Origin of the sequence: uncultured Rhodococcus sp. (assembly GCF_963525155.1) — a bacterium.
Taxonomy (GTDB): Bacteria; Actinomycetota; Actinomycetes; order Mycobacteriales; family Mycobacteriaceae; genus Rhodococcus_F; species Rhodococcus_F qingshengii.
In genome coordinates, this window is record NZ_CAURKP010000205.1 from 1 (window position 1) to 8,543 (window position 8,543).

Here is an 8,543-nt window from a genome sequence, read left to right on the forward strand (position 1 = left end):
CGCGAACCGGTACCATGGTCTAGCGTCTGAACCCACAGCGAGCGCCTGTTGGGGTGGCGCGCGCACCGGCTGATCTTAGGAGCGTGGGATGGCTAGACGAACACTTGTGCGTACTGCTGCAGTTCTCGGCGCGGCATCACTGGCACTTGCAGGCTGTAGCTCGGACAAGTCGGATGACTCGTCTTCGAGTGGCTCTACGTCCGGCGCTTCTGCCGCGACGACATCCGTCACGACTGATTGCACCCCGGAGCAGGCCAAGGCCGGCGCCACCCCGTCCACGGAAGCGCTGCGCATCGGCACGCTTCTTCCCGATACAGGCAGCTTGTCGTTCCTCGGGCCGCCGATGGTCGCGGGCACCCAGCTGGGAGTCAACGACGTCAATGCAGCCGGAGGCGTTCTCGGCCAACCGGTCCAGCTGATTCCCGGCGATTCGGGTGACACCACAACGGACACCGCCAACACCACCGTTGACCGCGAATTGGCTGCAGGCACTCAGGTCATCGTCGGCGCCGCGTCGTCCTCGGTCTCGCTCAAGGTGATCGACAAGATCGCCAGCGCAGGCGTCGTGATGTTCTCGCCTGCCAACACCTCGGACCAATTCGTCTGCTACCCCGACAAGGGCATGTACTTCCGCACCGCTCCGACGGACGTACTACAGGCTCAGGCCGTCGCACAGCTCATTTCGGACGACGGTGGTCAGCGCGTAGCGATCATGGCCCTCAACGACCCGTACGGGACGGGTCTGGCGGACAACATCGAAAAGAATCTGATCGATTCGGGTGTCCCCTCCGATCAGATCGAGAAGATCATCTACGACCCGAACGCGCAGTCGTTCAACTCGGAAGTCGATCAAGTCAAGAACTTCAATCCGGATGCAGTGGCACTGGTGGGCTTCGAAGAGTCGGCGAAGATCATCACGCGCATGCACGAAGTGGGCATCGGCCCGTCGGACGGAATGGCGATGTACGGCGTCGACGGCAACATGGGCAACGCTCTCGGCGAATCCGTGGCGAAGCCGTTGCTCGACACCATGCAGGGAACGACGCCCCTGACGGACGTCGGAGCTGCCTTCCAGGATCGTCTGAAGGCTGTGAACCCCTCTCTGATCGACTTCAACTACGCCGGAGAGTCATACGACGCGGTGGTGATCTCAGCGCTCGCTGCCGAGCAGGCGAAGTCGACGGCCGGTACCGACATCGCGGCCAACATCAACAGCGTCACCGAAGGCGGCACCAAGTGCACGTCCTACGTCGAGTGCCTGCCGTTGGTGAAGGCGGGAACCGACATCGACTACGACGGCATCACCGGTGAGTTGGACTTCAACGATTCGGGGGAGCCGTCCATCGGTTCGTACGGAAAGCTCAAGTTCGGCCCTGAGAACACCCTGACCACAGAAGGATTCGTGGTGGTGGGCAAGTAAGTCGTGGGCAAGTAAGCAGCCAACGAGAATGGGCCAGGGTCTCGCGACCCTGGCCCATTCTCGTGTCTGTCCTACTTCTCTTTGCTTCCGGCGAGCGTTCCCAAGTACAGCTCGATCACTTTGGGGTCGTTCATCAGATTGGCGCCGGTGTCGGTGTACGCGTTCTTACCCTGATCGAGTACGTAGCCGCGGTCGCAGATCTGAAGGCAGCGGCGCGCGTTCTGCTCGACCATGATGACCGAGACACCCGCAGCATTGATCTTCTTGCAGCGGATGAACACCTCGTCCTGGAACATGGGGGACAGGCCCGCGGACGGTTCGTCGAGCAGCAGCACCGACGGATCCATCATCAGGGCCCGGCCCATCGCGACCATCTGGCGTTCGCCGCCGGAGAGTGCGCCGGCCTTCACCTTTCGTCGTTCACTCAGAAGAGGGAACAGTTCACTCACGAAGGCGAATCGTTCCGCGAATGCCTTGGGCCGCAGATAAATGCCCATTTCGAGGTTTTCTTCGATGGTCAGAGTCTGAAAGACGTTCTGTGTCTGAGGGACGTACCCGACTCCCTTCTGAACGAGGACGTGAGCGGGCGCAGACGTGATGTTGTCCTCGCGTAAGGTGACCGACCCTTCGCGTACCGGTATCAGTCCGAACAGTGATTTCAGGAGTGTCGATTTGCCTGCGCCGTTCGGTCCGATGATCCCGACGATTTCCCCTTCCTTCAGGAAGAAGTTGCATTCACGCAGGATGTTGACGCCGGGAATGTAGCCCGCGACGAGGCTGTCGGCGCGGAGCAGGGCACCTGCCGACAGTCGCTGATGCTCCTCGGCCGTCGCGGCGAACTCTGCAGGCGTGAGTGCTCGTGCTTTGTTCTCGCTCATGGCTTCTCGTGCCTTCCGCGCGGTTCCTCGGGACTCGATTCCAGCGTCGCGGCGAGATCGGCCGGAAGGTTGTCGATGTCGGGTTCCGACAGGTCCCCGCCCGTCTCGAGGGTTTCGACCTCGGCTTCAGCCAGGGCGGCGGCCAGAACGGCCGTCTCGCCCACCGGATTTCCGTTGTCGTCGAACTCGAGAGCCTGGTCATGGTGGCTGCCCAGATATGCGTCGACGACGGCTGTGTTGGACGAGAGTTCGTCCGGGGTGGATTCGGCGATGACGCTGCCCTGCGCCATGACCACCACCCAATCGCTGATATCTCGGATCACGTCCATGTCGTGCTCGACGAACACGACGGTCATTCCGTCGTCGCGCAATGACTTGATGTGTCCGAGCAGGCTTTGCGTCAGAGCAGGATTGACCCCAGCCATCGGTTCGTCGAGCATCACCACCGAGGGCGAGGTCATGAGTGCGCGAGCCATTTCGAGCAGTTTGCGCTGCCCACCGGAGAGTGAACCGGCGAGGTCGTCGGCCTTGGTGTCGAGTTTGAATCGTGCGAGGAGTTCGTTGGCGCGATCGGTGATCTCGCGTTCCTGGCCTTTCCAGATCCACGGGACGAGAGATGCAAAAATGCGTTCACCACGTTGGCCGGTGGCACCGAGACGTACGTTGTCCAGCACGGTGAGTTTGGAGAGCGCCTTGGTCAACTGGAACGTCCGTACCACTCCTTTCCTGGCTACCTGGTGGGGATACATGCGGCCCAGCGATTGACCGTCCATCGACCACGTACCGGTGTCCGGCCGGTCGAATCCGGTAAGGAGGTTGAAGAGCGTCGTTTTTCCGGCACCGTTGGGACCGATCAGACCCGTGATGCACCCTCGTTGAATTTCGAGGTGATCGACGTCGACGGCCTTGAGACCGCCGAACGTCCGCGAGACATTGTCAGCGACCAACACCGGGTCGGGTTTCGCCGATCCGGGAAGGTGAGGAACGTCGGCAAAGATCTGTGCTCTGGTATCGGCGTCAAGCATTGAGTTGCACCTCCCGCTTGTTACCCAGTATTCCCTGCGGTCTGAAGACCATCAGGAGAGCAATCATCAATCCGAGCAGGACGTACCTGGTGGCTCCGACCTGTTGTTCGGTCAGCGAGAGCAGCGGATTTTCGCCGGAGATCGCCTGACGCAACAAGGCGTCGGGAATGGCCAGGAGGAACCAGAACAACATCGCGCCGACCACCGGGCCGAACACCGTTGCCGCCCCGCCCAGAATCAGTGCGCCGAACGCGAAGAACGTCTGCGCGGTCGAGTAGAAGTCCGGGTTGATGGACTTGGTCTGCAAAGCGTTGAACACACCGGCCAGACCACCGATCACGCCGCCGAGAACCAGCGCCTGCATCTTGTACACGAAGACGTTCTTGCCCAACGATCGCGCTGCGTCCTCGTCTTCGCGAACCGCCTTGAGGACGCGCCCCCACGGACTGTGCGTCAACAGGTAGACAAATCCGCACAAGATCAAGACCAGCGTCCACCCCACGACCATCGACCAGAGGTCGTCTCCGTAGAACTTCACGCCGAGAAATGAGTACTGCTTGGCCGAGTCGAAGGGGCTCAGTGCGGTGAACGGGTCTGCGAAACCGAACAGGCCATTGGTGGAACCGGTCACCGAATCCGACGCGGTCGAGCGGAAGATCAGACGCAGGATCTCCGAAGCGGCGATGGTCACGATGGCGAGATAGTCGGCGCGCAGACGCAGCGTCGGGATACCGAGCACGAGCGCGAGGAGGCCGGCTGCGGTGAGTCCGACGAGGATGCCGAGCCAGAGCGGCTGGTCGTAGGTCACGGTCATGATGCCGACGCCGTAGCCGCCGAGAAGGGCAAAACCGATCTGACCGAAATTGAGCAGTCCGGCGTAGCCGAAGTGCAGGTTCAACCCGATTGCCAACAGTGCGTAGAAGATTGCCGACGGCCCGATCAGCTGGGCGAAAGAAACCTGGAAAGCTCCCATGATGTCCATATTCGTCACCCGATCCTTTGTCTGGATCCGAGGATGCCCTGGGGGCGAACCACGAGGATCACGATCAAGACGAGAAGTCCGCCGATGTATTTGAGGTCTGGGTTGATGATGAGCGTCGAGAGTTGGACCAGAAGTCCCACGATGACGCAGCCGAGTAGCGCCCCGTACGCGGTTCCCAGACCACCGAGGGTGATTCCGGCGAACATGAGCAGCAACAGTTTGAAGCCCATTTCCCACTGGACGCGTCCGCCGAGCTCGGAGATACCGAACAGCACACCGCCGAGGGCGGCCAATCCGCCGCCGAGACCCCAGACGAACATGATCACGCGCTCGACGTTGATACCGGACGAAGCGGCGAGGTCACGATTGTCGGAGACGGCACGCATGGCCTTTCCGATGCGAGTCTTCTGCAGAAGCAGTGCGACGCCGACCAGGACGACCAGACTGACGATCATGACTATCGCGTTGGCGTCGGTCAGTGCGATCGGGCCCCAGTTCTTCTCGACCTGGCCCTGGTAGTCGTCGAACGGTTCGGCGCGGTCGGAGAAGAAGATCAGGATCAAGTAGCGCAATGAAATCGCGAGACCGATCGAGACCACCAATTGCGCGATCAACCCGGTCTTGCGCTTACGCAGTGGTTTCCAGACGATTCCGTTGGTCAGCAGGCCGATGCCGATGCCGACGAAGATCGCGAGGATCGTGGCGGGAATCAGCGGAACGCCGAAGGACGTGTTGATCACCCAGGCAGCAACGGCTCCCAACGTCACCATCTCGCCGTGAGCGAAGTTGGTCAGGCCAGTGGTGCCGTAGATCAGGCTCAAACCCACACCGGCGATCGCGATCACGAGGCCGAACCGCAGACCGTCGACCGTCGTGCGGATCAGCTTCTCGCCGAAGCTGACATTCGAGGCGGTACGTACCTCGCCGAACGAGAAGATCACGGTGTTCGCGCGGCCGGCCACCACCTCGCGTTCGACAGCGGCTTGCACACTGACCCCGTCGGGAAGTGTGTCGGCAACGATCTCGAAGGTGTAGGTGCCCGGTGCCACGGCCAGTTCCCAACGGCCGTTCGATGCCGATTCTCCGGTGGCGACTTCCGTGCCGGAAGAATCGAGCGCACGGACGGTGACGCCCTCGAGGCGTGTGCCGCCGTTGTTGAGATTGCCGCTGACGGGGACAGCGTTGTCGGGAACCGGTGCTGTCGGTGTTGCGGATGCTGTCGGGGTCGGCGGTGTAGGGGAACTGGTCGGTTCCTGAGCCGAAGCAGTTCCGGCCAGGCTGAGTAATGCGAAGAACGTCAGTAATGCAAAGGCCAGTAGTCGGCTGAGTGTCGCGAGGGTCTGCCGTTTCACTACGGGTGGGGCCACGTACGTCCTCCGAGCGGGTCGGGAATAGCGCGTCTGGACAAAGTGCCGCGCAGCAGAGGGATTGTTTCGCTGCTGCGATTTCCGGACTCTAACGGCTCCGTTCGCTTCAGATGGGGTTCTGAGATTTCCGGGATGTTTCGGTTCCGTATCGAAGGCCGAAGGCTGCATCAATTGTCCGATTCTTGTGTCTGTTCCTGCGTAAACAACGGCGAAGGCGTCGATGTCGGTCGCGATCCCTAGACTGATGAACCGTGAGCCCCGCAACCACAACTCGGTCCAGCACGTCCACCGCTCCAGCCGGCACCACCGGCAAGGCGGACGATCGCCCTCTTCTGATGCTTCTCGACGGGCATTCGTTGGCGTTTCGCGCCTTCTACGCGCTGCCTGCAGAGAACTTCAAGACACACAGTGGGCAGGCCACCAACGCGGTGTACGGCTTCACGTCGATGTTGATCAACCTTCTTCGTGACGAGCAGCCCACCCACCTGGCCGCGGCCTTCGACGTGTCGCGTCAGACGTTTCGCGCCGACCTGTTCCCCGAATACAAGGCGCAGCGCGCGAAGGCTCCGGACGAATTCAAGGGCCAGATCGACATCACCAAGGACGTTCTCGGCGCGCTGGGCATCCCGGTCATGGCCGAGGAAGGTTTCGAAGCCGACGACGTGATCGCCACCTTGACCACGCAGGCGGAGGCACTCGGATACCGGGTTCTCGTCGTGACCGGTGACCGTGACTCGCTGCAACTGGTGACCGACAACGTCACTGTGCTCTACCCGAAGAAGGGTGTCTCGGAGCTCACCCGATTCACGCCGACGGCCGTAGAGGAGAAGTACAGCCTCAGCCCGTCGCAGTATCCGGATTTTGCTGCCCTGCGCGGCGACCCGAGTGACAACCTCCCCGGCATCCCCGGCGTCGGCGAGAAGACCGCCACCAAGTGGATCCGTGAGTACGGCGACCTGCAGGGACTGGTAGACAACGTGGACAAGGTCCGCGGCAAGGTAGGCGACTCGCTACGCGAGAACCTTGCAAACGTCCTGCTCAATCGTCAGCTCACCGAGATGGTTCGCGACGTTCCGTTGCCGTACACGCCCGAGCAGTTGGTGTTGGCCCCGTGGGACCGCGAGAAGATTCATGCGTTGTTCGACGATCTCGAGTTCAAGGTTCTCCGCGATCGACTGTTCGCGACCCTGTCGTCGTCCGAACCCGAAGCAGAGGAAGGGTTCGAGGTCAGCGGCGACGCACTCGCCCCGGGTGCGGTTGCCGCGTGGCTCGACGCCCACGCGCGAACCGGTGAGCGTCACGGCGTGACGGTGCTCGGAACCAGAACTCCGTTCGCCGGCGACGTCACTGCACTCGCGATCGCGGCCTCCGACGGTGAATGTGCATACATCGCGGCGTCGACGGCAACACCGGAAGACGAAGCAGCTCTCGGTGATTGGCTCGCCGACGCATCGCAGCCGAAGGCGCTGCACGAAGCCAAGTGGGCGATCCATGCTCTGCGTGGGCGTGGTTGGACGCTCGGTGGACTGACCAGCGACACTGCTCTGGCCGCGTACCTCGTCCGGCCGGGCCAGCGCAGCTTCAATCTCGACGACCTCTCGCTCCGCTACCTCAAGCGTGAACTGCGCGCCGAAACATCCGGCCAGGAACAGCTTTCACTGCTCGACGACACCGAGCAGCTCGATGCCGAAGCGGCCGAGACCGCGATGCTCAGCGCTCAGGCCGTTCTCGACTTGGCAGCTGCACTCGACACCGAGTTGGAGTCGATCGAGTCCAAGTCGCTCCTCTCCGACATGGAACTGCCGTTGACGATCGAGCTCGCTCAGATCGAGGCCACCGGCATCGCCGTCGACAGCGCGCATCTGCACGATCTTCAGAGCCGTTTCGCCTCCCAGGTCGCCGACGCCGCAAACTCCGCCTACGAGGTGATCGACAAGCAGATCAACCTGGGTTCGCCGAAGCAACTGCAGGTGGTCTTGTTCGAAGAACTCGACATGCCCAAGACGAAGAAGACGAAGACGGGCTACACCACCGACGCCGAGGCGTTGCAGGGTCTGTTCGACAAGACAGGACACCCGTTCCTCGAACACCTTCTCGCGCATCGTGATGCGACGCGTATGAAGGTGACCGTCGACGGTCTTCTCAAGGCCGTAGCCGAAGACGGACGCATTCACACGACGTTCAATCAGACGGTTGCCGCGACCGGACGCCTGTCGTCGACCGATCCGAACTTGCAGAACATCCCGGTGCGAAACGACGCGGGGCGCGAGATTCGCGACGGATTCGTAGTCGGGCAAGGGTTCGACGTTCTGCTCACTGCCGACTACAGCCAGATCGAAATGCGCATCATGGCGCACGTGTCAGGCGACGAGGGGCTGATCGAGGCATTCAACACCGGTGAGGACCTGCACAGTTTTGTCGGCTCGCGTGCATTCGGTGTACCGATCGAAGAGGTGACTCCCGAACTGCGTCGCCGGGTCAAGGCGATGTCGTACGGTCTGGCCTACGGGCTCAGTGCCTACGGATTGGCGTCGCAGCTGAAGATTTCGACCGAAGAAGCGAAGCAGCAGATGGATGCGTACTTCGCTCGTTTCGGCGGCGTGCGGGATTACCTCCACGCGGTGGTCGAGCAGGCACGTAAGGACGGCTACACCTCGACGCTCTACGGTCGTCGTCGCTACCTGCCGGACCTCAACAGCGACAACCGTCAGCGTCGTGAGGTTGCCGAACGTGCTGCCCTCAATGCGCCGATCCAGGGCACTGCGGCCGACATCATCAAGGTGGCGATGATCAATGTGCAGAAGGCTCTCGCCGACGCCGGATTGAAGTCGCGCATGCTGTTGCAGGTGCACGACGAATTGGTGCTCGAAG

At 61.7% G+C, this 8,543-nt stretch carries 6 protein-coding genes; 2 read left to right on the plus strand and 4 right to left on the minus strand.

Features of this window, described 5'->3' with window-relative positions:
- Positions 1 to 88: 88 nt before the first annotated feature.
- Positions 89 to 1,420, plus strand: a complete 1,332-nt coding sequence (locus tag RWT78_RS25635; protein ID WP_003944031.1) for an ABC transporter substrate-binding protein — start codon at positions 89 to 91, stop codon at positions 1,418 to 1,420.
- A gap of 71 nt (positions 1,421 to 1,491) precedes the next feature.
- Here the strand turns inward: RWT78_RS25635 and RWT78_RS25640 are convergent, their stop codons facing one another.
- The 4 genes from RWT78_RS25640 to RWT78_RS25655 are packed head-to-tail and all read right to left on the minus strand — an operon-like array spanning position 1,492 to position 5,621.
- Positions 1,492 to 2,298 carry an ABC transporter ATP-binding protein gene (locus RWT78_RS25640; RefSeq protein WP_003944041.1) on the minus strand — a complete coding sequence of 269 codons (807 nt, stop codon included), beginning with the start codon at positions 2,296 to 2,298 and terminating at the stop codon, positions 1,492 to 1,494.
- Positions 2,295 to 3,323 carry an ABC transporter ATP-binding protein gene (locus RWT78_RS25645; RefSeq protein WP_003944093.1) on the minus strand — a complete coding sequence of 343 codons (1,029 nt, stop codon included), beginning with the start codon at positions 3,321 to 3,323 and terminating at the stop codon, positions 2,295 to 2,297. The genes RWT78_RS25640 and RWT78_RS25645 overlap by 4 nt, the downstream gene beginning before the upstream one ends.
- Positions 3,316 to 4,305, minus strand: a complete 990-nt coding sequence (locus RWT78_RS25650) for a branched-chain amino acid ABC transporter permease (protein ID WP_003944088.1) — start codon at positions 4,303 to 4,305, stop codon at positions 3,316 to 3,318. The genes RWT78_RS25645 and RWT78_RS25650 overlap by 8 nt, the downstream gene beginning before the upstream one ends.
- Before the next feature lie 5 nt (positions 4,306 to 4,310).
- Positions 4,311 to 5,621: a branched-chain amino acid ABC transporter permease gene (locus RWT78_RS25655; RefSeq protein WP_218960277.1), complete on the minus strand. Its 1,311-nt coding sequence runs from the start codon at positions 5,619 to 5,621 to the stop codon at positions 4,311 to 4,313.
- A 302-nt stretch (positions 5,622 to 5,923) separates the two neighbouring features.
- On the opposite strand from RWT78_RS25655, the gene polA reads away from it, so the two are divergent.
- A partial coding sequence (gene polA, locus RWT78_RS25660) for a DNA polymerase I (RefSeq protein WP_314681803.1) occupies positions 5,924 to 8,543 on the plus strand: 2,620 nt, incomplete at its 3' end.

Excerpts from the sequence above, each read along its gene's own strand:
- RWT78_RS25650 (WP_003944088.1), bottom strand. The coding sequence starts at position 4,305 with ATGGACATCATGGGAGCTTTCCAGGTTTCTTTCGCCCAGCTGATCGGG.
- RWT78_RS25640 (WP_003944041.1), bottom strand. The coding sequence starts at position 2,298 with ATGAGCGAGAACAAAGCACGAGCACTCACGCCTGCAGAGTTCGCCGCG.
- RWT78_RS25635 (WP_003944031.1), top strand. The coding sequence starts at position 89 with ATGGCTAGACGAACACTTGTGCGTACTGCTGCAGTTCTCGGCGCGGCA.
- RWT78_RS25645 (WP_003944093.1), bottom strand. The coding sequence starts at position 3,323 with ATGCTTGACGCCGATACCAGAGCACAGATCTTTGCCGACGTTCCTCAC.